Annotated in this window: 24 protein-coding genes, 1 tRNA gene and 1 other RNA gene; 14 read left to right on the forward strand and 12 right to left on the reverse strand. The window is 66.4% G+C overall.

Annotation, left to right across the window (positions count from 1 at the left end):
* Nucleotides 1-40 precede the first annotated feature (40 nt).
* From DC347_RS13830 to DC347_RS13850, 5 genes are all read left to right on the forward strand, one after another.
* Nucleotides 41-1,330, forward strand: a complete 1,290-nt coding sequence (locus tag DC347_RS13830; protein WP_109045861.1) for an adenylosuccinate synthase — start codon at nt 41-43, stop codon at nt 1,328-1,330.
* A gap of 258 nt (nt 1,331-1,588) precedes the next feature.
* Entirely contained in the window at nt 1,589-1,954 is a 366-nt protein-coding gene (locus DC347_RS13835) for a DUF1508 domain-containing protein (RefSeq protein WP_018763138.1), read from the forward strand.
* Between the two features lie 270 nt (nt 1,955-2,224).
* Nucleotides 2,225-2,776 carry an RNA polymerase sigma factor gene (locus DC347_RS13840; protein WP_109045862.1) on the forward strand — a complete coding sequence of 184 codons (552 nt, stop codon included), beginning with the start codon at nt 2,225-2,227 and terminating at the stop codon, nt 2,774-2,776.
* The gene (locus tag DC347_RS13845; protein ID WP_109045863.1) at nt 2,773-3,675 is read left to right on the forward strand and encodes a hypothetical protein; all 903 of its coding nucleotides are present in this window, start codon (nt 2,773-2,775) and stop codon (nt 3,673-3,675) included. The genes DC347_RS13840 and DC347_RS13845 overlap by 4 nt, the downstream gene beginning before the upstream one ends.
* A gap of 62 nt (nt 3,676-3,737) precedes the next feature.
* The gene (locus DC347_RS13850) at nt 3,738-4,163 is read left to right on the forward strand and encodes a CoA-binding protein (RefSeq protein WP_109045864.1); all 426 of its coding nucleotides are present in this window, start codon (nt 3,738-3,740) and stop codon (nt 4,161-4,163) included.
* Here the strand turns inward: DC347_RS13850 and DC347_RS13855 are convergent.
* Entirely contained in the window at nt 4,160-5,188 is a 1,029-nt protein-coding gene (locus tag DC347_RS13855; protein ID WP_109045865.1) for an isopenicillin N synthase family oxygenase, read from the reverse strand. The two genes, DC347_RS13850 and DC347_RS13855, sit on opposite strands and share 4 nt — an antisense overlap.
* Before the next feature lie 45 nt (nt 5,189-5,233).
* Between DC347_RS13855 and DC347_RS13860 the strand changes: the two genes are divergently transcribed.
* From DC347_RS13860 to DC347_RS13875, 4 genes are read left to right on the forward strand one after another with little or no spacing between them, the layout of a single operon-like run.
* Nucleotides 5,234-5,647 (forward strand): MmcQ/YjbR family DNA-binding protein, encoded by a 414-nt coding sequence (locus DC347_RS13860; RefSeq protein WP_109045866.1) that lies wholly within the window; start codon nt 5,234-5,236, stop codon nt 5,645-5,647.
* Entirely contained in the window at nt 5,640-6,194 is a 555-nt protein-coding gene (locus DC347_RS13865) for a DUF1990 family protein (protein WP_109045867.1), read from the forward strand. Before DC347_RS13860 ends, DC347_RS13865 begins: the two co-directional genes overlap by 8 nt.
* Nucleotides 6,191-6,508, forward strand: a complete 318-nt coding sequence (locus DC347_RS13870) for a putative quinol monooxygenase (protein ID WP_109045868.1) — start codon at nt 6,191-6,193, stop codon at nt 6,506-6,508. The genes DC347_RS13865 and DC347_RS13870 overlap by 4 nt, the downstream gene beginning before the upstream one ends.
* 19 nt (nt 6,509-6,527) lie before the next feature.
* Entirely contained in the window at nt 6,528-6,821 is a 294-nt protein-coding gene (locus DC347_RS13875; protein WP_018763146.1) for a DUF503 domain-containing protein, read from the forward strand.
* Nucleotides 6,822-6,895: 74 nt separating this feature from the next.
* Here DC347_RS13875 and purL read toward each other — a convergent pair whose 3' ends face one another.
* Genes purL through purS form a run of 3 tightly spaced genes read right to left on the reverse strand, consistent with a single transcriptional unit; the run spans nt 6,896 to nt 10,240 of the window.
* Nucleotides 6,896-9,205, reverse strand: coding sequence for a phosphoribosylformylglycinamidine synthase subunit PurL (gene purL, locus DC347_RS13880; protein ID WP_109045869.1), 2,310 nt, complete (start codon nt 9,203-9,205; stop codon nt 6,896-6,898).
* Nucleotides 9,202-9,987: a phosphoribosylformylglycinamidine synthase subunit PurQ gene (gene purQ / locus DC347_RS13885; protein ID WP_018763148.1), complete on the reverse strand. Its 786-nt coding sequence runs from the start codon at nt 9,985-9,987 to the stop codon at nt 9,202-9,204. The genes purL and purQ overlap by 4 nt, the downstream gene beginning before the upstream one ends.
* A 1-nt stretch (nt 9,988) precedes the next feature.
* Nucleotides 9,989-10,240, reverse strand: coding sequence for a phosphoribosylformylglycinamidine synthase subunit PurS (gene purS / locus DC347_RS13890; protein WP_015935902.1), 252 nt, complete (start codon nt 10,238-10,240; stop codon nt 9,989-9,991).
* 245 nt (nt 10,241-10,485) lie between these two features.
* On the opposite strand from purS, the gene DC347_RS13895 reads away from it, so the two are divergent.
* Both DC347_RS13895 and DC347_RS13900 read left to right on the forward strand, forming a co-directional pair.
* Complete coding sequence (locus DC347_RS13895) at nt 10,486-10,671, forward strand: hypothetical protein (protein ID WP_018763149.1); 186 nt, start codon at nt 10,486-10,488, stop codon at nt 10,669-10,671.
* 252 nt (nt 10,672-10,923) lie between these two features.
* Complete coding sequence (locus tag DC347_RS13900) at nt 10,924-14,055, forward strand: S8 family serine peptidase (protein WP_240617798.1); 3,132 nt, start codon at nt 10,924-10,926, stop codon at nt 14,053-14,055.
* Nucleotides 14,056-14,130: 75 nt separating this feature from the next.
* Here DC347_RS13900 and DC347_RS13905 read toward each other — a convergent pair whose 3' ends face one another.
* The 4 genes from DC347_RS13905 to DC347_RS13920 form a co-directional block, all read right to left on the reverse strand.
* Entirely contained in the window at nt 14,131-14,463 is a 333-nt protein-coding gene (locus tag DC347_RS13905) for a hypothetical protein (RefSeq protein ID WP_018763151.1), read from the reverse strand.
* Nucleotides 14,460-15,392: a hypothetical protein gene (locus DC347_RS13910; RefSeq protein WP_018763152.1), complete on the reverse strand. Its 933-nt coding sequence runs from the start codon at nt 15,390-15,392 to the stop codon at nt 14,460-14,462. The genes DC347_RS13905 and DC347_RS13910 overlap by 4 nt, the downstream gene beginning before the upstream one ends.
* On the reverse strand, nt 15,370-15,900 hold the full coding sequence (locus tag DC347_RS13915) for an SSI family serine proteinase inhibitor (RefSeq protein WP_026264981.1): 531 nt from the start codon (nt 15,898-15,900) through the stop codon (nt 15,370-15,372). The genes DC347_RS13910 and DC347_RS13915 overlap by 23 nt, the downstream gene beginning before the upstream one ends.
* A gap of 90 nt (nt 15,901-15,990) precedes the next feature.
* Complete coding sequence (locus tag DC347_RS13920) at nt 15,991-16,455, reverse strand: MarR family winged helix-turn-helix transcriptional regulator (protein ID WP_109045872.1); 465 nt, start codon at nt 16,453-16,455, stop codon at nt 15,991-15,993.
* Between the two features lie 78 nt (nt 16,456-16,533).
* Between DC347_RS13920 and DC347_RS13925 the strand changes: the two genes are divergently transcribed.
* Together DC347_RS13925 and DC347_RS13930 are read left to right on the forward strand one after the other, a co-directional pair.
* On the forward strand, nt 16,534-16,776 hold the full coding sequence (locus DC347_RS13925; protein WP_018763155.1) for a hypothetical protein: 243 nt from the start codon (nt 16,534-16,536) through the stop codon (nt 16,774-16,776).
* 118 nt (nt 16,777-16,894) lie between these two features.
* Nucleotides 16,895-17,104 (forward strand): hypothetical protein, encoded by a 210-nt coding sequence (locus tag DC347_RS13930; protein ID WP_109045873.1) that lies wholly within the window; start codon nt 16,895-16,897, stop codon nt 17,102-17,104.
* 66 nt (nt 17,105-17,170) lie between these two features.
* Here the strand turns inward: DC347_RS13930 and DC347_RS13935 are convergent, their stop codons facing one another.
* The 4 genes from DC347_RS13935 to ffs form a co-directional block, all read right to left on the reverse strand.
* Nucleotides 17,171-18,529, reverse strand: coding sequence for an aspartate kinase (locus DC347_RS13935; protein ID WP_018763157.1), 1,359 nt, complete (start codon nt 18,527-18,529; stop codon nt 17,171-17,173).
* 236 nt (nt 18,530-18,765) lie between these two features.
* The gene (gene recR, locus DC347_RS13940) at nt 18,766-19,365 is read right to left on the reverse strand and encodes a recombination mediator RecR (protein WP_018763158.1); all 600 of its coding nucleotides are present in this window, start codon (nt 19,363-19,365) and stop codon (nt 18,766-18,768) included.
* A 76-nt stretch (nt 19,366-19,441) separates the two neighbouring features.
* Nucleotides 19,442-22,588 (reverse strand): DNA polymerase III subunit gamma and tau, encoded by a 3,147-nt coding sequence (locus DC347_RS13945; protein ID WP_240617799.1) that lies wholly within the window; start codon nt 22,586-22,588, stop codon nt 19,442-19,444.
* A 51-nt stretch (nt 22,589-22,639) separates the two neighbouring features.
* Nucleotides 22,640-22,736, reverse strand: an RNA gene (gene ffs / locus DC347_RS13950) — signal recognition particle sRNA small type.
* Between the two features lie 385 nt (nt 22,737-23,121).
* Between ffs and DC347_RS13955 the strand changes: the two genes are divergently transcribed.
* A tRNA-Ser gene (locus DC347_RS13955) sits at nt 23,122-23,206 on the forward strand.
* Nucleotides 23,207-23,261: the final 55 nt, after the last annotated feature.

Raw genomic sequence — 23,261 nt, forward strand, 5'->3', positions numbered from 1 at the left:
GGCCGGACCCGGGCAGCCCGAACGAATGGGGGAGGATCCCATGCCAGCAATTGTGATCGTAGGAGCCCAGTGGGGCGACGAAGGAAAAGGCAAGGCCACCGACCTTCTGGGCGGCCGTGTTGACTACGTCGTCAAGCCCAACGGCGGGAACAACGCCGGGCACACCGTCGTCGTAGGCGGTGAAAAGTACGAACTCAAACTGCTGCCCGCAGGCATTCTCAGCCCCAACGCGGTGCCCATCATCGGCAATGGCTGCGTGGTGAACCTCGAAGCCCTTTTCCAGGAGATCGACGGACTCCAGGCCCGCGGCGCCGATACCTCGCGGCTCCGCGTGTCCGCCAACGCCCACCTGGTGGCCCCCTACCACCAGGTGCTGGACAAGGTGACCGAACGTTTCCTCGGCAGCCGCGCCATCGGAACCACCGGCCGCGGCATTGGCCCCGCCTACATGGACAAGGTGGCCAGGCTGGGCATCCGTGTCCAGGACGTCTTCGACGAATCCATCCTCCGCCAGAAGGTGGAAGGCTCGCTGCGCCAGAAGAACGAGCTCCTGGTCAAGGTCTACAACCGTCGCAGCGTTGTGGTGGACGAGATCGTTGATTACTTCCTGTCCTTTGCCGACCGCCTCCGCCCGCTGGTCATCGACAGCACCCTGGTCCTTAACACCGCCCTGGACGAGGGCAAGGTGGTCCTGATGGAGGGCGGCCAGGCCACGTTCCTCGACGTCGACCACGGCACCTACCCATTCGTGACCTCCTCAAACCCCACCGCCGGCGGCGCGTCCGTGGGCTCGGGCATCGGCCCAACCCGGATCTCCCGCTCGATCGGCATCATCAAGGCTTACACCACCCGCGTTGGGGCCGGACCGTTCCCCACCGAGCTCTTCGACGAGATGGGGATGTACCTGCAGAAGACCGGCGGTGAGTTCGGCGTCAATACCGGCCGCCCGCGCCGCTGCGGCTGGTACGACGCCGTCCTGGCCCGCCACGCCTCCCGCGTGAACGGCTTCACGGACTACTTCGTCACCAAGCTGGACGTGCTCACCGGCATCGAACAGATCCCTGTGTGCGTGGCCTACGACGTGGACGGCGTCCGCCACGATGAGATGCCCATGACGCAGACCGAGTTCCACCACGCCAAGCCCATCTTCGAATACTTCGACGGCTGGACCGAGGACATCACCGGCGCCCGCACCCTCGCGGACCTCCCGGAAAACGCCAGGAACTACGTGCTGGCGCTGGAGAAGCTGTCCGGCACCCGGTTCTCCGCTATTGGCGTTGGCCCGGACCGGGACCAGACCATCGTGGTGAACGACCTCATCAACGACTGACACGTCCCTCCGGAACACGGTAGACGACGGCGGCGGGCCACCCATTGCGGGTGGGCCGCCGCCGGCGTTTGGGGGCGTGGGCAGTAATTTACACAGGCTTAACGCAGTTGGTCTTGTACCCCTGCAGCCGCCGCGGCCAGACTCGTTAACACCATTTGAACTGATCAGCGGACGGTCCCACTATGCGTTTGGCGGTGCAGGGATGCACCCAGCGAAGAGCCGTCGCCGGTCGAAAACACCAGACCGGAAGGACATGCCGTGGCAGGAAACATTGAAGTCTTTCTTGATCCGGAGCTGCTCTACAGGTTCCGGCTGCTGGGGCCCGATGGGTCGGTCATGGCCGTCTCGCAAGGTTTCGAGGACAAGGCGGCGGTAGCTGCCGGTATCGCGGCCGTTCGTGAATGTGCGGGGACGGGCCTGGTCACCGATCTCAGCCCCGCCGGGGCAGTCTCCCGTCCCGCCGCTGTACCCGCTGCCGCCGGCGTCGCCGCTCCTGGCGACCTGCCCGTCGTCGTACCGGCGTGTGATGACCGGCGGCTGCCGGTGAGGCTGCACGCCTATGCATTGGCGAAAACAACGCGCAGGCAGGCCGCGCCGCGTTGGGCCAGCGCAGCCACCCGTTGAGGACGGGATGAATAAAGTAAAAAAACTTTCACAAGGGCGTAACCCTTCGGGGGTCCGCAGCGATTACCCCAGTGAAGTGCCGGTCTGGAACCTGTCCCCCATCACGTTCCAGGCCGGCTCTTTTGATCTCTTGGCAAGGCCGCACGCGGACGGAGTCCCGTGGCGCTCACCGGTCGGGAAGGTTACTGAAGGGTAAAGTAGGACCAGCGTTCCGGATTCCCGTGAGACGCTTCCCTTGCCGACGCCCTTTTGATTGAAAGCACCACGTCAGTGACCGATGCACAGACAGATGCGGCCCCGGACCACGCCGTCCCCGGGCCTGCTGCCTTCAGCCTCGTCTACAAAACGTACGCATCACAAGTCCTGGGCTATCTTGCCGCCCGGGGAGTCGACGATCCGGAGGCGGCCATGCAGGAAGTGTTCCTTTCCGTCCTGCCCCGCCTCGACACCGTGCGGGGAGGCGAAGCGGGGCTGCGGACCTTCATCTTCAGCGTTGCCCATGCCCGGATGGTGGACGATCGCCGGCGCCAAAGCCGTCACCCGGTAAAGCTGCCGTTCGAGCCCGAGCTCGACCAGCGCGAAGACACCTCCGCCGAAAAGGAAGCCCTGCGCAACATCTCGCCCGGCGAAGTCCTGGAACTCTTGTCCGGGCTGCCCCAAGACCAGCGCGAAGCGCTCTCACTTCGCCTCGTGGCCGGCCTGACCGTGGAACAGGCGGCGGAGGCCATGGACAAGAGCCCCGGGTCCGTGAAGCAGCTCCAGCGCCGTGCGCTGCTGAAACTCCGGGAGCTGGCGTCAGTGAAGGAGTACCTCGCGCCATGACACAACCATCAGGCAACCTCGTGTCCCTTGTCGACGACATGCTCCGGGACGCCGGCTGCGGCGATGACCCGGAACTTCGCGACGTCCTGCTTTCGCTCGGTTCGCTGGCTTCGCTGCCCGCTCCGGCACCCAGTGCGGAGCTTGCCGCCTTGCTGGCACCAGCCGCCGGCACGCCGGTGGCGGGAGGCGTCTTGGAAGACCCTCCTGCCGGGGAGCAGCCCGCCGATGACCTCGCGCGCCGTCGGCGGCGCCACCGCCCGACCGCCCTGGGCCTGGTCCTGGTGGCCGGAATGGGATTGGGGGTTGGCGGGGTTGCCGCCAGCTCCTCCGCACCCGGAAGTGAAACAGTGCAGCACGTGCTGGCTGACTGGACTCCACCGCGGGGCGCGCCGTCCACCACCAATGCTTCGGCCGCAGGAGGCGGCTACCGGTCCCCGGTCCCCGCCGCCGATGGGGAAGTCCCGGGCACGGTTTCGTCACCTTCACCCGCCGCGGCCGCACCCGGCAGAAGCCACGCGACCCGCCTTTTGGAGGACGCTGCCGGAGCGACGGGCCCTGGGGCCGTGCGAAGCTGCGGCGGAGCTTCCATGCACGACGACGGCGGCAGGCCGGTAGCCTGCGTGCCGGACAGGCTGGGGGCTGCTTTTCCCGCCGCGCCGGGAGGCGGGACGGACGGGAACGGCCGCGGCCGGGACGACGGCGGCGCACCACCGGCGGCAGGCGCCACGCCTCCGGGGACGCCGGCAGCAGGCAAGCCGGACGCGCCCGCGGCGAAGGCTCCGGCAGTGGGCCAGGACGGCCCCGGTGCAGCCACGCCCAAGGCGGCTGATGCGCCGGGACCAGTGGGCCAGTCGCCGGGCCAGGGCAGCGGCAGGAAGGCTGAATCCCCGGCGAAGTAGTCAGCGGGCGCAGCCGGTGCCTGGCATCAACGGCTCCGGAGAGTGCGGCGTAGGCTGATCGCATGGGCCACACCAACGATCCCGCAGTCATTGAACGCCTCATGCGCACCAAAGGGCGGTGGGCCATCGTGGGCCTGACCACCAATGAGTGGCGCGCCGCCTACGATACGTCGCTGTTCATCCGGGACAAGCTCGGCATGGAAATCATCCCCGTCAACCTGCCCGGCGAACCTGTCCATGGCGAGACCGGGTACCGCACCCTCGCTGACATTCCGGCGGAAAAGCGGCCTATCGACGTCGTGGACTGCTTCGTGAACTCGCAGCGGGTGGGTGACGTGGTGGACCAGGCCATCGCCACCGGCGCCAAAGCCGTATGGCTGCAGCTGGGGGTGATCGACGAAGCCGCCGCGGAACGCGCCAAGGCGGCGGGCATGGACGTGGTGATGAACGCCTGTCCGGCCCAATTGGCCTGGAAGTACAACCTCTAGCGCTTCATCAGCTCCGGATAGTGCCGCTCGGTGACGTCCGGATGGGCGCGCATGCGTCCTTTGAGCATGTTCATGCCAAAGGACGCCAACAGGGGGTTGGCGGGATCATCAGTGATGCCCCGTGCCGCGGCCTTCAGCTCCGGAGCCAGGGGGACCGGCTGGATCACCGCGTCCAGCCGGGGCGACCAGAAGAACGGTACCGAGTAGCGGTCGACGCCAGGAGGCGGCGCCTGTACCCGGTGGATGGTGGCCGCAAGGTACCCCTCGGTGGCTACCTCCAGCATCTCGCCCAGGTTCACCACCAGGGCCCCCGGCAGCGGTTCCACCGGCAGCCAGCGGCTGGTACCAGGGGGCAGCACTTCAAGGCCGCCCACATTGTCCTGCAGTAACAGGGTTACGAAGCCGTAGTCGGCATGCGAGCCCACGCCCTGGTCGCCGGCGGCTTCCACCACACCGCCCACGTAGTGCACCAGCTTGCCCATCCAGGCGGGAGCATCGCGGAATGGTTCGTCGAAGTAGTCTTCGGGAAGTTGCAGCGAAACGGCAATGGCCCTGAGCAGTTCCATGCCCACACCGGACATCAGCGCGGCCCACTCCATGGCGGCCGGCCGGAGTTCGGGGAACGCCTCTCCGGGCCAGAGATTGGGGCCCTGTAAAAGCCAGTACGGCTGGTCTGCCGGAACCTCCGGAACGGGCTCGCGGTCCGGCGAATAATCGATCTGTTCCCGGGCGTCCGCACGCCCCTGGGTGACTTCGGTACCCATCCGCGTGTAGCCGCGGAAGTGCGGTGACAAACGGTTGTCCAGCTTCATCCGTTCGTCCAGCGGCAGGTTGAAGAAACGCCGGATGATGTCCAGAAGCTGTTCGGCCTGCCCTGGCCTGCCCCCGTATCCCGTGATTTGGAAGAACCCGACATTGTGGGTGGCGTGCCGCAGTTGTTCGATGAATTCCGGGCTGAAAGAGCCGTCCGCCTGCCGTGCGGAATGCAGGTCCAGAACAGGTATGGGGCCCTGGTCGAGTGACATGCTCGCAGACTAGCACCGCGCAGTCCGGCTTTATAGGCTTCCTTCATGGACCCAACTGAGCTGAGGACGATCTGCCTTTCGTTCCCGGGAGTATATGAGGATTTTCCGTTCGGACCGGAAACCTCAGTCTTCAAGGTCCGTGCCCATATCGCCGGGGGCGCCCGGCACGAGGCCAAGTTGTTCGCCGTGTCCACCATGGACGAGCGCGACTTTTCGGTGAGCCTGAAGTGTGAACCGGCGCTGGCGGTACAGTTGCGCGCAGTGCACCCGGAGATTACCGGTGCGTGGCATATGAACAAGACCCATTGGAACGGGGTGCGCCTTGATGGCAACCTGCCGGCAGCGATGATCCGGGACATGGTGGAGGATTCCTATGACCTGGTGGTGGCCGGCCTGAGCCGGAAGCAGCAGGAGCAACTGGGGTGGGCGCGCCTCGAAAGGGCCGGAAGCGATGATTGAAGAGGGACACCTCGGGGGTGGCCTGAACTACCCCGGCGCAGGAAGCACTGAAGCCGGCACGGCTCCGGCCGGGTATGGCCGCGTCCTCAAAGAGGCTTACCTTGGCTCCGGGACCACAGTGTACCGGCACGTCGCGGACGGCATCCTTGGCTGGGAGCTGCAGCGGCGGGCCGGGCTGCGGGTCCGTGCGGGGTCACCGAGGGCGGCGCCCGGCGTTCGCGTGGTGAGCGGATTCGGCGTCGGGCCCTTCCGCCTGAATGCGCCGTGCCAGGTGGTGTGGGTCCACGAACCTTCGGACCTGGACGGGCCGCAATCGGCCGGCTTTGGCTACGGTACGCTTCCCGGCCATCCCGCCCGTGGCGAAGAGTCCTTCGAAGTGGAGCTTGATGGGGAGGGGAAGGTGTGGCTTCGGATCCGCGCCTTCAGCAAGCCCGCCAACTGGTTCTACGCCGCCGGCGGACCAGTCACCCGCGCCGCACAGCGGCACGTTACTTCCCGGTACATTGAAGGGGCACGCTCTCTCGCCGCGGAAGGAACATCCCAGTGATCTTTATCGTCGTCAAGTTCAAGGTCAAGCCCGAATGGTCTGAACGCTGGCCGGACCTCGTTGCGGATTTCACCCAGGCCACCCGGCAGGAACCGGGCAACCTGTGGTTCGACTGGTCCCGCAGCTTGGAGGACCCCAACGAATACGTCCTGGTGGAAGCCTTCAAGGACGACGCTGCCGGCGACCACGTCAACAGTGACCACTTCAAGAAGGCCATGGCGGACATGCCGCAAGCCCTTGTGGAAACACCGAAAATCGTCAGCCGCCAGTTCGACGGCGGAGGCTGGGACCTGATGGGTGAACTCACCATCTGACCCTCGATAGCATGAACCCATGTGGATCGGTTGGATCGAGTTCGACATACTGCTGGGGCCGGTCCACAGCCTCAAGGAGAAGCGCTCGGTTGTCAGGCCGCTGCTGGCGGAACTGAGGCGCCGGTTCGATGTCTCGGTGGCTGAGGTGGGGGACCACAGCCAGTACCGGCGCACACAGCTGGGCGTCGGCTTGGTTTCTGCTGACCGGGCGCACCTCGTGGAGGTGCTTGCCGCCGTCGAGCGCTTCGTGGCAGCCCTGCCGGAGATTGAGCTGCTCAGCGCCCGCCAGCGGGAGCTCCACAGCGAGGACTGAACCGGTCCTTAAATGCGGACGGACACCCAAAGCCCTCTCTATGGGCTTGAGTGTCCGTCCGCGTTCTGTGGGGCCTAGCCGAAGTACTTCGGCAGTGTCCCTTCGTGGGCTTCGCGGAGTGCGTCGAGGGACAGCCCCTCCACGCCGTTGATCTCCAGCTTGCCGCTGGCCGCATCCACCACGCCGATGCGGGTGTGGGCAAAGCCGCGGGCGGTGCACATGTCCGTGAAGCGGATCTCCTCGGAACGGGGAACGCCTACCACGGCACGGCCCTGCGACTCGGAGAAGAGCGCCGTGAACAGGTCCACGCCGTCGCGGTCCATGACGTCCTGAAGCGCGATCCTGGCGCCAACGCCGTAACGCAGCGAGGACTCCACCAGGGCAGCCGCGAGGCCTCCTTCGGAGAGGTCGTGCGCGGAGTCGATCATGCCGTCGCGGGACGCGTTGATCAGGATTTCACCCAGTGCGCGTTCGGCCTCGAGGTCCACCTTCGGCGGCTGGCCGCCCAGGTGGCCGCGCATGTTCGCCCACTCGGAACCATCCAGCTCGGCGCCCGTGGTGCCCAGCAGGTAGATGGCCTGGCCGTCCTCGCGCCAGCCCGACGGCGTGCGGCGGGCGACGTCGTCGAGCTTGCCCAGGACCGCCACCACGGGGGAGGGGTGGATGGGCGTGGTGCCCGTCTGGTTGTAGAGCGAGACGTTGCCGCCGGTGACCGGGATTCCCAGCACCATGCAGGCGTCGGACAGGCCGCGGATGGCCTCGGCGAGCTGCCACATGACGTCCGGGTCCTCGGGGGAGCCGAAGTTCAGGCAGTCGCTGACGGCCATGGGGATGGCGCCGGCAGTGGCCACGTTGCGGTAGGCCTCCGCCAGGGCCAGCTGCGCGCCGTGGTACGGATCGAGGTAGGTGTAGCGGCCGTTGGCGTCGGTGGCCAGGGCAACGCCCAGGCCGGTTTCCTCGTCCACCCGGACCACGCCGGCGTCATCGGGGAATGCCATGGCGGTGTTGCCGCCGACGTAGCGGTCGTACTGGTTGGTGATCCAGGACTTGGAGCACATGTTCGGCGATGCCACGAGTTCGGTGACGGCCTTGGCCAGCTCAGCAGGGGCTGCCGGCCGGCCGGCGTCCTGCACCGAGCCCGTGAAGGTGTCGGCCTGGACGGCGTCCTGCCACTCGGGGCGGGCGAACGGGCGGTCGTAGACCGGGCCGTCATGCGCCACGGTGCGGGGATCGACGTCGACAATCACCTCGCCTTCCCAGGTGATGATCAGGCGGCCGGTATCGGTCACCTCGCCCAGCCAGGAATACTCAACAGCCCACTTGTCCATCACGGCCTCGAACGCTTCCACGTTTTCGGGGGTGACCACGGCCATCATGCGTTCCTGCGATTCGGACATCAGGATCTCGCCAGGGGTCAGCGTGGGGTCGCGGAGCAGGACGGAGGTCAGCTCAACCTGCATGCCGCCGTCACCGTTGGAGGCGAGCTCCGACGTGGCGCAGGAGATGCCTGCGGCGCCGAGGTCCTGGATGCCTTCCACCAGGGAACCCTTGAAGAGCTCCAGGCAGCACTCGATGAGCACCTTCTCCGCGAAGGGGTCGCCCACCTGCACGGCGGGGCGCTTGGAGGGCTTGGTGTCATCAAAGGACTCGGAGGCCAGCACGGAGGCGCCGCCGATGCCGTCGCCGCCGGTGCGGGCACCGAACAGGACCACCTTGTTGCCTTTGCCGGAGGCGTTGGCCAGGCGGATGTCCTCGTGGCGCATGACGCCCACGGCGAGCGCGTTGACCAGCGGGTTGCCCTGGTACACGGAGTCGAAGACCATTTCTCCGCCGATGTTGGGCAGGCCCAGGGAGTTGCCGTAGCCGCCGATGCCGGCAACCGCGCCGTGCATGACGCGGGCCGTGTCCGGGTGGTCGATGGCGCCGAAACGCAGCGGGTCCATTACGGCAACCGGGCGGGCGCCCATGGAAATGATGTCGCGGACAATGCCGCCGATGCCGGTCGCGGCGCCTTGGTAGGGCTCAACGAACGACGGCGAGTTGTGCGATTCGATCTTGAAGGTCACGGCCCAGCCGTCCCCCAGGTTGGTCACGCCGGCGTTTTCGCCGATGCCCACCAGCATGTCCTTCTTCATTTCCTCGGTGACCTTCTGGCCGAACTGGCGCAGGTGGTTCTTGGAGGACTTGTAGGAGCAGTGCTCGCTCCACATGACGGAGTACATGGCCAGTTCGGCGCCGGTGGGGCGGCGGCCCAGGACCTTGACGATCTCGTCGAATTCGTTCCGCTTCAGGCCAAGTTCAGCCCAGGGCAGCTCGGTATCCGGGGTCTTGGCTGCGTTCTCGACGGTGTCGATGTTGAACTTCTTGGTGGTTTCGGTGGTCACTTGTCGCCTCCCACAATCTTGTTCAGTACGGAGGTGAAGAAGCCGAGGCCGTCGGTGTCGGAACCGCCGGCGCCCGTCTCACGGGAGAACGCAGCCTCGGGGCCGAAGCCCGGCTCAACGGCGTGCTCCGGGTGCGGCATGAGGCCCACCACGTTGCCTGCGGCGTTGGAGATGCCGGCGATGTCGCGGCGGGAGCCGTTCGGGTTGAAACCGACGTAGCGGAACACCACGCGGCCCTCGGCCTCAAGGGCGTCCAGGGTCTTCTCGTCCGCGATGTACTGGCCGTCCTGGTTCTTCAGCGGGATGGTGATCTCCTGGCCCGCCTGGTAGTCCAGCGTCCACGCGGTGTTGGCGTTCTCGACGCGCAGCACCTGGTCGCGGCAGAGGAACTTCAGGTGGTCGTTCTTGATCATGGAACCGGGCAGCAGGTGCGACTCGGTGAGAATTTGGAAGCCGTTGCAGATGCCCAGCACGGGGAGCTTGGCATCGCTGTTCGCGGCGTCGATGATCTTTGACATCAGCGGGGCGAAACGGGCGATCGCGCCGGCGCGCAGGTAATCGCCGTAGGAGAATCCGCCGGGGATGACCACGGCGTCCACGTCGCCAAGTTCCGTGTCGCCGTGCCAGAGTTCGACGGCGGTGGCACCGGCCAGGCGGACGGCGCGGGCGGCGTCGCGGTCGTCAAGGGTCCCGGGGAAAGTCACGACGCCGATCCGGGCGCCGGCGAGGCGCGGCTCTGCGGCGACGGCCACGGCCTCGCCGATCAGGGGAAGTTCAGTCATTTCAGGCCTCGACGACCTCGACGTTGACGACGTCCTCGATCACGGGGTTGGACAGGAGTGTCTCGGCGGCATCGCGGGCCTGGGCCAGGATTTCTTCCGTCACCTCGCCGTCGACCGTCAGTTCGAAGCGCTTGCCCTGGCGGACAGAGCTGAAGCTGGTGAAGCCCAGCCGGGGGAGAGCGCCAACGATCGCCTTCCCCTGCGGGTCCAGAATCTCGGGCTTGGGCATGACGTCAACAACGATCCGGGGCATCCGGCAACTCCTGTGCGTGAGCTTGGTTAAGGGCGCAGCGGAGTGGTGCCGTCTCACGCCGTACCGGGGTGTCGGGGACATGGTGGACGGGCGCTCCGCGAGCTTGCCCTATCATTCTACCGGCCCGGGCCCATGCCGCCGCATTCCGCATGTTCATGGAGTAGACCCCGATCCGGGAGGACCGGGGTGGAGGCCCGAAGGATGTGCTTCTGGAGTTGCCGGAGGGCGTTCACTAGGATTGGTTGATGGCGCAAAATTCCAAGTCCGTGCTGTTGCCGATGGTTGCCGCTGCCGTTTTTGCCGGCCTGGGCAGGATGGTGCTGCAGAAGGTGAAGGCGGACCGCATGGCCCGCGAAACCCGGGTCGCCGGCCCGCTGGACGAGAAGACCCGGCAGTGGATCAGCGACGTGGTGCGGACCCCACGCCACTAGCCGCGCGGAATTCATTCCCCAGCAACTCCGGGGCGCCCTTCGGGGCGCCCTTTTTGCATGCCCGAATGTTCCGGCGGGACGGATATGACAAGCGAAAATTTCCAAAATGTGCTCTATGTCATATCTCGCTCTCAGTCTGTACCCTGTGAACAGTCTGGTCTCAGCTAATTACAAGATCTGTAATTACTTCTGCAGTTCCAGTCGTCTGGGGCGCCCACCAAGTCTGGGCGGTACATCGTGAAAGGGTTGCGCGTGAAATCAACTGGAAAGAGCCCCTTGCGGGCTGGGGGACTTCGGAAGGCAGCCGCCCTGGCTGTCGGGTTGCCCCTCCTCATAAGCTCGCTGGCAGTAACGCCGGCCACGGCGGCGCCGGGGAGCCAAAGCCTCGAGAATGCCGCCGCCACCACGAAAGACAGCCAGTTCAAGGACGGCCGGTACATCGTGGTCCTGGCCGGCCCGGCTGCAGCAGCCTACGAGGGCGGAGCCGCCGGGCTTGGCGCAACCAAGCCGCAGCAAGGCCGCAAACTGGACGCCGGCAGCCCAAACTACAAAGCCTACGACGCGCACCTGCGCCAGCAGCAGCGTGACGTTGCGGGAGCCCAGGGAGTATCCCCGGCCAAGCAGTACACCGCCGCCCTCAACGGATTCACCGCGGAGCTGACCGCCCACCAGGCGGCCGAACTGTCCAAGGACAAGCGCGTGCTCGTGGTGGCGCCGGACGTCGAGAACAAACCCGACTACACCACCACCGACTTCCTCAAGCTCACCGGTCCGGACGGGGCCTGGGCCAAGCAGTTCGGGGGTGAAGCCAACGCCGGCAAGGGCGTGGTGGTGGGCGTCATCGATTCCGGCTACGCCCCGGACAACCCCTTCCTCCAGGGCGAACCGCTGCAGCCCCTGCAGGGTACGCCGCAGGTGGGCGTCCCCTACCGCACCGGCGACGGCAAGATTGCGATGCTCAAGGCGGACGGAACCACCTTTGAAGGCGAATGCCAAAAAGGCCAGGGAACCGGTGCCGGCTTCGACGGCTCGCTCTGCAACTCCAAGGTGATCGGCGCCCGCTACTTCGCCGACTCCTTCCTCCAGTACGTGACCCCGGGCGATCGGGCCCCCGAGGAGCAGATTTCCCCGGTGGACGTGGGCAGCCACGGCACCCATACGGCCACAACGGCAGCGGGCAATGCCAACGTCGAGCAGGTCATTGATGGGGCCAGCTTCGGAAAGAGCTCCGGCGTGGCTCCGGCGGCCAAGGTATCGGTCTACAAGGTGTGCTGGGAGGACACCAACCCGGACACCGGCGGTTGCTACTCGTCATCGTCGGTTGAGGCCGTCGACGCGGCCATCAAGGACGGCGTGGACGTCCTGAACTACTCAATTTCGGGCAACAACAACAGCACCACCGATCCCGTGGCGCTCGCCTTCCTGAACGCAGCCGCCGCAGGCGTCTTCGTGTCGGCCTCTGCCGGAAACTCCGGCCCGACGGCCTCCACCGTGAACCATGCCTCACCGTGGCTGACCACCGTGGCCGCCTCCACCTTTCCCAGCGACCTGGTGGGAACGGTCAAGGTTTCCGATGGTTCGCTGTACCGCGGCGCTTCCATCATGAAATCAGAGGTTGCGGACAAGCCTGTCGTGGTGGCCGCTGCTGCCGCTGCTCCCGGGGCGGCCAACGCCAACCTGTGCGGGCCCGGAACCCTGGACCCCGCCAAGGTGGCCGGCAAAGTGGTGGTCTGTGACCGTGGAGTAGTGGACCGGACTGCCAAGAGCCAGGAAGTCCAGGACAAGGGCGGTGTCGGCATGATCCTGGTGAATCTCACCAGCAGCTCCGAGGACGCCGACAACCACGTCATTCCCACCGTCCACGTCAACGCGCCCAAGAGCCTGGAATTGAAGTCCAAGCTGCAGGCAAACACGGCACTGACGGTGAGCCTGGTCAAGGGTGACCTGACCGGACTTCCCCCGGCGCCGGCGCCCCAGATCGCGGGCTTCTCGTCCCGCGGGCCCACCCTCGCTTCAGGCGGCGACCTGCTCAAGCCTGATATTTCCGCCCCTGGCGTGAACGTCCTTGCCGGCGTCTCCACGATCGGCAACCATGGCGACCAGTTCGGCTTCATGTCCGGTACGTCCATGGCCGCACCGCACATTGCCGGCTTCGGCGCCCTCGTGCTTGGCAAGCAACCGAAGTGGTCACCCGCCATGGTGAAGTCGGCCATGATGACCACCGCCTACCCGCTGGTCAACGCGGACGGGTCGCCAAACACGGATCCGTTCCAGGGCGGCGCCGGCCACATCGACTCCACCCGGGTGCTCGATCCCGGCCTCGTTTACGACTCCGGCATCCAGGATTGGCTTGGTTTCCTGAACGGACAAGGCGTTGATACCGGGGCCCCGCAGGCGGGCTCCATCGCCGCCCGCGACCTCAACCTCCCGTCGGTCGCCTTGGGCAGCCTGGTGGGTGAGGTCCAGGTCAAGCGCAAGCTGACGGCCCTGGTGCCGGGCATGTACCGGCCCGAGGTGAACATGCCGGGCTTCAACGTCAATGTCGAACCCAAGGCGCTGAACTTCGCCAAGGCCGGACAAACGCGTGAAGTAACACTGACCATCCGGAACGTCAGCGCACCGGTCGGCAAATTCAGCACCGGAAGCCTCACGTGGAAGGGCCCGCGGACCGTCACATCGCCGATTGCCATCCGCCCGGTCGACGCCCAGATCGCTCCGTCGTTCTCGTTCAGCTCGGCCACGGGCACGGGCAGCGGCTCCATGGAGCTGGTGTCGGGCTCGGACAGCCCGATCGCCGTCGGCGTGGAAGGCCTGGCGCCACTGAACCAGACCGCGATCACCAAGACCCCGGGCGCGTACGCACCCACGAATGATGCCCACAACGCCCTGGTCCAGGTGCAGGTTCCCGCCGGCTCCACCTTCGCGCGGCTGGGCATCCAGGCGCAGTCGAACGACGTCGACTGGGACATGGTGGTGTACGCACCCAACGGTTCGGGCGGCTTGACGGCAACCCAGGTGGCAACGGCCTCGGCGAGCGAATTCCTTGACCTGGAATCGCCCCGGCCGGGCACCTATTACGTGGTGGCCAACCTGTACGCCACCCCGGACAATGGGCCTGCCACTGCCTCGGTCCAGGCGGTGAGCTTTGCGGGCGACGCCGGCAACCTCACCGTCAACCCCAACCCGATCGTGGCACCCAACGGGACGGCCACCTCGGCCACCCTGAACTGGGCCGGCCTGGGTGATGGGCAATACCTTTCGCGGCTGAGCCTGGGCAGCAACGGCATCAAGACCTGGGTAAACGTGCAGGTGGGTTCCGGCTCTGCCCAGGCCCCGGCCGGCGCGCCCCAGATGGCCATTGCGCAGGCAGTACCCGGAGCATGACCATCACCTGAGCATGGGGGGAGGGTCCCGGACGATTTTCGTCCGGGACCCTTTTTCGTGCCCGGCGTCCGGCGGTCAGGTGGCGTTACCGCCCAGCAGGGGAGCCATGGCCTTCCACCGGGCGATCTCGCAGCCGTCCGTCCGGGTGAAGACCGAATGGACCGGGCGCCCATGGAACGTGCCGGAAACGACGGCAACCTGGGGTCCCCCGTACTGTTGGGTGCACAGCCTCGGTGGCCCGGGCCGGGGAAAGAAGATGTCTTCCCCGAATTCCTCCACGGCCGCCAGGGCGGCCTCGGGTGCCGGCAGGGTGGTTTCGGCCGCCAAAGTTCCGTCCTCCGCCACCAGCCGGAAAACGTACTCGGGGGCATCCGGGGCATCGCGGACGCTGATGGACAGGTCGATCACCTCGGCGCTCCCGCTGCGAGGGCGTCCAGGTCCAGGGCAAGCCTCTCCCGCAAGGCGGCAGCCTCGGCGGCAAAATTGCGCTGGTGCTCAACGTAGGAAGCCTTACCCTGCGGAGTTTCGATGGGAATGGCGGGATAGCCCCACTCGGCGAGGTCGTACGGGGAAGCCTGCATGTCCATGGCCCGGATGCGCCAGGAGAGTTCGAAGCAGTCCATGACCAGTTCGCTCGAAAGGGCCGGCAGCAGCTTGTACGCCCACTTGTAGAGGTCCATGTTGGCGTGCAGGCAGCCCGGCTGCTCCAGGTGGCGCTGCGATTCACGGCTGGGTGAAAACTCGTTGAGCGGAATGGCATCCGGGGTGTAGAACCGGAACGCGTCAAAGTGGGTGCACCGGATCTTGTTGTCCTCCACCACCTTGTCCGTACCTGCTGATCCCAGCCGCAGGTGCAGGTATTCGTGGCGGAGATCGAACTTGTCCTGCCGGTAGACCATGGCCCATTCATGCAGGCCGAAGCAGCCGAACTGTGCAGGCCGTGCCGCCGTGCCGCGAAGGATCACCCCCGCGAACGCCACTGCCTCCTTGCGGTCGGCAAGGAAGGCGGCCCGGTCAAAGGTGACTGCCATGCTCCCCGCAGCCAGCCCCAGCGAGGCAAGCTCGCCGTCGTCGAGCGTCCGGTAGTGCTTCCAGCCTTGCCGGGCGGCTGCCTGCCTGCCGGTGAGGACGGTCCCGGCCCCCGGGTGCCAGCGCTTCAGCTGGCCCGGCTTCTGGGTGTAATAGGTGAAAAGGAAATCTTCCACCGGATGCTTCTGCCCGGCCGACCGGCGGGCAAGATAAGGATCGGCGTAGCGGCTTACGCGCTGCAGGTGGGCTTCCTCCCGTGCCTGGGCGCTGTCCTCCGCCAGCAGGCTAAGAAGCTCCACCGGCGGCACCGAGCACATCCTTGGCAGCGTCCCACGCACTGATTTCACATCCGTTGGTCCGGGCGAAGGAGGATTCGACGGCGACGCCATCCACGGCCCCGGTCACAGTCGCTTTCTGCGGGCCGCCATACTGCTGGGTGCAGGTCCGGTTGCTTCCCGGCGCGGCCTGGGCCACGATGGCGGGGTTCGCTTTGAGGGCTGCGCAGGCAGCAGCAGGATCCGGGTGGCGGCTTTCCGCGGCGGGGGTTCCGGAGGAGCAGACCAAAATGTAGTCGAGCGCGGGTGCGCCCTCGGACGGCATCACGGTAATGGCGAGCTTGGCGTTGCCCTGCCCCGGCCCATTGCCGGGACGTGACGTTGCGGGCGCGGGGGCCGCGGCCGAAGTTTCAGTATCGGGAGAGGGCCCTGCGGGTGAACTGCCGGACGCGGAGGGCCCGTCGTTGGACGAACCGCCGCAACCGGAGAGCAGCCCGGCACCCATGGCCAGGACCGCTGCGGCCAATCGTAGGTTACGCATCAGGCCACCTCCCCTTCGTCATGCCATTCTAGTCGTCGGTTTTGCCGGAAAACCCCGGGCCGGCGGCCGGGCCGCTTGATGGATGGCCGGTCAGCGCGTGCCCTCCGACGTGGCGGCGATGAGTCCCATCATGGAGGCGTGCAGTTCGGTCACCTGTTCCCGGGTGAGGCCCAGCCGTTCCATCATGGTTCCCGGAACCTGAAGTGCTTGTTCCCGGAGCGCTCTTCCTTCTCGCGTCAGGGCCACCGCCAGGGCGCGTTCGTTGCCCTCAGCGCGTGCCCGGGTAATCAACCCTGCCGCCTCGAGCCTGCGCAGGAGTGGAGAGATGGTTGCCGGTTCCTGGGCCAAAGCCGCACTGATGTTCCTTAAAGTACGCGGGCTGGTCTCCCACAGGCACAGCATCACCAGGTACTGCGGGTGTGTGAGGTTGAGTTTTTCCAACACCGGCTTGTAGGCGCCCACGACGCTTCGGGCAGCCACCGTCAGCGCAAAGCACAGCTGGTGTTCCAGCAAGAGGTCTTCATCCGCGGCATCGACGGGAGATGTGGGGGTCATGGCTTCCTTACATTGTTAGTGCACGAATTATTAGTGTACATTGACGGTAAGCAAGCAGTGAGTGGAAGGAACGCGTTCATGGCCAGGGACAGGTCCGGGGACAAAGGCAACGCCTCCCAGCGCTTTATGCGCGCCACGGGAAAACTCAGGGCTGTCTTCGGCCCGGCCAACCGCTCTGCGCTGGCCCACGATATGACCGAGGAAAACCGCCGGCTGCTGGTCCAGCGCCAGGCGGAAACCCAGCAGTGGGAGACCATTACCAGGCCGGATGGCAGCACCTATGTTGTGCCCAGGAACCCTGAGGACCGTTCCTTGCGGTAGCCCTTTCGCGCCGCCGTCACAGGCGCCTTTTTCCGGCCCCGGGACTAGAATAAGGGCACTGTTTCCGCTAGGAGGCAGCGGCACTTTCGCCCGAGGTTCGGGAAGGGGGTGGAAAACAGTGGCACATGTCCTCAGCGGTTTCATGGGCCTGACCGAGAGGCTCCGCTTCTTCTTCGGCCCTGCCACCCGGCTGGATCCCGACACGCCCGTGGTGCACAAACACGACGAATTTGAGCAGGCCTCCGAAGAGGATCTTTCGCACTTCGTGGTGGAAACCGATTCAACAGGCCACCACTACGCCGTGCGCCGGGAAGACCTGGACCGATAGACCGGATACCGGAAAAGCCGGGCAGCCGTCACCAAAGTAACGGCTGCCCGGCTTTTCCGTGCATGCTCAGCGGCCGGTGCCGCCGTAAACCGTCGCTTCGCTTTCGCTGTCCAGGCCGAACGCCTGGTGGATCACGCGCACGGCCTCGTCCAGCAGGTCAGCGTGGGTTACCACCGAGATGCGGATTTCAGAGGTGGAGATCATGTTGATGTTGATGCCGGCATCGGACAGGGCCTTAAAGAACGTGGCCGAAACGCCGGGGTGTGACCGCATGCCGGCGCCGATCAGGGAGAGCTTGCCGATCTGCTCGTTGTATTCAATGGCCTCGAAGCCGATCTGGTCCTGCGCTGCGTGGAGGGCGGCCAGGGCATCGGCGCCCTCGACGATCGGCAGGGTGAAGGAGATGTCCGTCTTGCCCGTGCCGTGGGTGGAAACGTTCTGGACGATCATGTCGATGTTCGAGTGGGCGTCGGCGATGACCTGGAAGATCGCAGCGGCCTTGCCCGGAATGTCGGGAACGCCGACCACGGTGACCTTCGCTTCGGAACGGTCGTGCGCAACGCCGGAGATGATTGGCTGCTCCAAGGCAACTCCCTCTTGAGTGGTGATCTTGTCGTCGGCGCCGGGAATGACCCAGGTGCCTTCATGCTGGCTGAATGAGGAACGGACGTGCAGCGGCACACCGAACCGGCGGGCATATTCCACGCAGCGAAGGTGCAGGATTTTCGCGCCCGAGGCGGCGAGTTCCAGCATCTCCTCGCTGGATATGGTGTCGATCTTCTGGGCTGAGGGGACAACGCGCGGATCGGCCGTGTAGATGCCGTCGACGTCGGTGTAGATTTCGCACACATCCGCTTCGAGCGCCGCGGCAAGTGCCACAGCCGTTGTGTCCGAGCCGCCACGGCCCAAGGTGGTGATTTCGTTGGTGGCCCGGCTCATGCCCTGGAAACCGGCAACGATGGCGATGTTGCCCTTGTCCAGCGCAGTCCGGATGCGGTGCGGGTCGACGTCGATAATCCGGGCTTTGCCGTGAATGCCATCGGTAATCATGCCGGCCTGGGACCCGGTGAAGGACTGTGCGGACGCGCCGAGCTTGTTGATGGCCATGGCCAGCAGCGCCATGGAAATGCGCTCGCCGGCGGACAGGAGCATGTCCATTTCGCGGGCGGGAGCGGAATCTGTCACCTGCGCGGCGAGGTCCAGGAGTTCGTCCGTCGTGTCGCCCATTGCCGAGACGACAACCACCACCTCGTTGCCGGCATCCTGGGCATCGACCACGCGCTTGGCCACGCGCTTGATACCCTCGGCGTCCGCCACGGAGGAGCCGCCGAATTTCTGCACGATGAGCTGTTTGGTCACCGCGCCGGCGGCGGGCGCCACCTGCGGCTGGGTTGCGTTGTGCAGTTCGGTAGTGGGCGTACTCATGCGCGTACCTTCATCGGATCAGTTGGAGTTTTGGAGGCCATGAAGCCTGGCGGCGCGACTTCCTCCGACAGTTTATCGCCGTGCCCGGAGGGACGTTGAATTATGACCACATACCGGCCCACGACGGGACTGGCGTGCAGGCGGCAGCCCGGCCGGACAACGCCTGGACAGGCTGGCTGTCGTCCGACTGCAGGAAAATCCGGCCGGGCCCGGTATTGCGGCCGGCGGGCAGCCCCTCAGGCCAGGGCGTTTCGACGGCCTTCGAAGGCGCGGCCCAAAGTGACTTCGTCCGCGTATTCGAGATCGCCTCCCACCGGCAGGCCGGACGCCAGCCGGGTGACCGTGATACCGATCGTCTTAAGCATGCGGGCAAGGTAGGTCGCCGTCGCCTCGCCCTCCAGGTTGGGGTCTGTGGCGATGATGACTTCCTGGATGGCGCCGTCGTTCAGCCGCGTGAGCAGTTCGCGGATGCGAAGTTGCTCCGGCCCGACGCCGGCAATGGGATTGATCGCACCGCCAAGTACGTGGTACCTGCCACGAAAGGACCGGGTACGTTCCACGGCAAGGACGTCCTTGGACTCCTCCACCACGCAGATCACGGCCGGGTCCCTGCGCGGATCCCTGCAAATATTGCAGAGTTCCTGTTCGGTGACGTTGCCGCAGACAGTGCAGAACTTGACCTTGTCCTTGACCGTGGTGATGGCCTCGACCAGCCGTTTCATGTCCTGGGGATCAGCTTCGAGGATGTGGAACGCCAGCCGTTGCGCCGACTTGGGTCCCACCCCTGGAAGGCGTCCGAGCTCGTCAATCAGCTCCTGGACAGCACCTTCGTACACAATTCCCTCTTTAGTTCGATGTGGATGGGGGGCAGGTCACCAGGTGCGGACCAACGGTTTGTGGCGTTGTGGCCGGTCAGTACCGGGGCGCTAGGGGACTGCCGTCGTTGGACCGTTCCTCGATCAGCTTTCCGCCCAGAATACGCTCCACCGCCGCGCGTCCGAAGACGCCGGACTCCTCGATGGTTTCGTCGTCGGCGCTCGGGATGTCCTGGACGTACGCGCTGGGGGCCGTTGCGGCCCTGGCGGGCGCTTTGGCACGGCCGGCCTCGGCTTCCGGGCTGTTGGACAGCCGCTGGTAGAGGCTTTGCCGCGTTTCAGGCCGTCCTGCGGCGGGCGCTGCCGCCGGAGCCTGTGGCCGCGACGGGGCAGACGTGGCGGGCCCGGCTGATGCCATGGCAAGTTCAGGTTCCGGAGCACGCATGGCCTGGGCCGGCTTGTACGTTTCCCGGACGGAGTCCGCACGACTGTTGTGGTTCACCGCTCCCACACCCCGGTCGGCCTCGGCCGTGGCCCTGGTTGCGGAGGACGGGATAGCGGGCGGCACCTGTGCGGTGGCCGGTTCGTAATGCGGGGTCGGGGCAGGGGCCGGGGGCGCCGGTTCGTCCACGGAAGCACTGACAGGCGGCGCGCCCACGTTGCTCTTGTCCCCAACCACCCAGACACCGGGGGCCTGTTCGACGGCCCGGGCCCATGGGTCGTGGGCGGCTACCGCAGGCGGGGCCTCTCCGTTACCGGTATTGGCGGAAGGGGCGGTAGCGGGTCCCGCCTTAGGCGCGGCTTCTGTGCGGTTGCTGCCGCCGGGCCGGTCCGTGCCGGCGGTGGAGGCAGGCGTTGCGGTGGTGCCGGAAGCAGGGGCCGAAGGTTCCCAGTCCATGGGGGGCTCTTCATCCAGCGGCGGAGCGTCCTCGTCCCGGGGCGGGCCCCAGTCGTCGTCCGAATAGGAGTAGTCTCCGGCGGCGGAGGGGTAGGGGGACTGCGACACTGCGGGGCCGGATCCCTTGCCCGGGCCTCCGGTGCCTTCAGATGCCGGCTGGACAGACTCCCGGCGCTGGTTGTCCCCAGCGGACGGAGCGGCTGCGGCGGATGCCGGCGACGACGCAGCCTGGGCTGGCACGGAGGCAGGTGCAGTCACAGGGGTTACGGCCGGTGCCGGCGATGCGGCAGGCGCAGGTACTGGTGCTGCAGCCGGCGTGGCTGCGGCAGCATTGTCCGCCGTGGCAGCCGATGATGTGGCGGAGGCCGGGGCAAGTCCCCAGGCAACGTCAGCTGACGTGGCCGGAACCACCGGGCTGGCCGGAACTTTTGGGTTTGGCTCAGAGCTCGCCTGGCTGGCGCCGCCGGCAACCGCGTTGATCTGCAGGTCCATTCCAACCGTCTTGTGGATGGCCTGGCGCAAATTGTCGGAGTGGTCCGCCCGGCCGAAGGCTCCGGCGAGTCCGGGCGTGGTGAAGGAGAGGGTCAGGACGCTGCCGTCGAAGGCGCTGACCTGTGCATTCGGTTCCACCAGGGCCCAGGTGCTGCGCTTGATCTTCGAAAGGGTCTGCAGGACATCAGGCCAGGCCCTGCGGAGGACTTCAACGTCACCCATTGCCGGGGGAGCTGCCGGGGCGGACCGTGCAGGTTGCTCCTGTGGCGCCGGAGGCGTTGCCTCGGGGGCTGCTGCCGCAGCGGGCGCCTGGGGTTGGCGGCCGCGGGCCGGCTCCTCCACAGGCCAGTCGCTGGTGCTTACGCGTGGGGGAGTGAGGGGGTTGCGGGCATCCTGAGCGGGCGCGCCATGGCTGGTCCCGGAAGCGGGACCTGCAGGGGATGCCGGTCCCGCGGAAGGAGCAGGCGCCGCAGGGGTGGCCGATGCGGCCTGGGCGGGAGCGGCCTGTTCGGTTTCCTGCGGGCGGACGGCGGGCGCCGGCGAAGCATTCGATGGCTGGTCCGCCGCATCCCGGCCGGGGTGGGGAACGGGCCGGGCAGCTTCTTCGGCAGGGTGTTGGCTGGGTGAGGCCGGGCCGGCGGGCACCTGCGGCTGGGCCGTTGCGGCAGCGCCGACGTCGTTCCCGGCGTAGTTGAGCCGCCGCTCCACCCGGTCGATCCGTGCGGCCATGCCGCGTTCGTTCTGCTCGGAGCTGGGCAGGAGGATCCGGGCGCACAGGAGTTCAAGGTGCAGCCGCGGCGACGTGGCTCCTGTCATCTCGGTCAGGGCCGTGTTGGTAACGTCCGCAGCCCGCGACAGCTCTGCGGCGCCAAGGTTGTGCGCCTGGTTCTGAAGCCGTGCGATCTGGTCCGCCGGCATGCCCCGCAGGATGGCGTGCGCGCTTTCCGGCATGGCCTGGACGATGATGAGGTCGCGGAAGCGTTCCAGCAGGTCTTCCACGAACCGCCGGGGATCATGGCCCGTTTGGATGACCCGGTCTACGGCCCGGAAGACCGTTGCGGCGTCAGATGCGGCCACGGCCTCCACGACGTCGTCCAGCAGTGAGGCGTGGGTGTAGCCGAGGAGTGCGACGGCGAGCTCGTAGTCCAGCCCGTTGGGTCCGGCGCCTGCCATGAGCTGGTCCAGGACGGACAGGGAGTCGCGGACGGATCCGCCGCCGGCCCGGATGACCAGGGACAGCACGCCGGGAGCCACCGGAACATTCTCCTGGCGGCACAGCAGCTCAAGGTAGGCCATCAGCGGCTCGGGCGGTACCAGCCGGAACGGGTAGTGGTGGGTCCGGGAGCGGATGGTGCCGATGACCTTGTCCGGCTCCGTGGTGGCAAAGATGAACTTGATGTGTTCCGGCGGCTCTTCGACGATCTTCAGGAGGGCGTTGAACCCGGCCGAGGTGACCATGTGGGCTTCGTCGATGATGAAGATCTTGTAGCGGTCCCGGACCGGGGCGTAGGTGGCGCGCTCACGGAGGTCCCGGGCATCGTCCACGCCGCCATGGCTCGCGGCGTCGATCTCGATGACGTCGAGGGAACCCGAGCCGCCACGGGCCAGTTCCACACAGCTGGGGCAGGTTCCGCACGGGGTGTCAGTGGGGCCTTGGGCACAGTTGAGGCAGCGCGCCAGGATGCGGGCGGAGGTGGTTTTGCCGCAGCCCCTGGGACCGGAGAAAAGGTAGGCGTGGTTGACACGGTTCTTGCGCAAAGCCGTCATCAACGGTTCGGTGACATGCTCCTGCCCGATAACGTCAGCGAACGAGTCGGGACGGTATCTGCGGTACAGGGCGGTGGTAACTGTCACAGAGAAAACCCTACCAATCCGGGCTGACATCCTGCCGCCCTGTGGGGGAATAGTAAAGACCCCCCATGCACCCGCCAGAGCCCATTTACCCTTGCTACCTTCCGGTCCTGGGGGAGTTCAACAGGATGACGCCACATGAGGGGCCGTCAAACACTTTACCTGAACATGGGGCGCGACTCGAATCGGCCGGCTGCCGCGGTGACGGAGGTGGCGCGAGGCAGGAAACGCCGGTCACGTCGCGGATTTCCATTGCTTATCCCCGGGGCAGCCACGATCATTTGTATATACACCGATTGGGGCAATCTCAAGATTGTGAGCTGCGTGGCCTGGTTGAACGAACCGGACCCGGCAGCTCAACGGTGCAGCAACAGGGAATGGGCGCATTGGGGGCGTCCATTGCCGGGTCAGGGACGGAGCCTGGCGGGACCTGAAGGTCTTGCCGGGCGCGTTCGAAAACGGGCCCTGCGCGGGCCAATTGGGCGATGCGGAAAAGTTCAGGTAATCTGGTACCTGCTTTTGATTCAGAAGCAGTTGGAGAATTCGCCTAGCGGCCTATGGCGCACGCCTGGAACGCGTGTTGGGTTAACGCCCTCGGGGGTTCAAATCCCCCATTCTCCGCCGGTTGGAACCCGGCCCCGGCAGCTGCCGGGGCCGGGTTCTTTCGTTTAACCAT

Origin of the sequence: Pseudarthrobacter sp. AG30 (assembly GCF_003116525.1) — a bacterium.
Classification (GTDB): domain Bacteria; phylum Actinomycetota; class Actinomycetes; order Actinomycetales; family Micrococcaceae; genus Arthrobacter.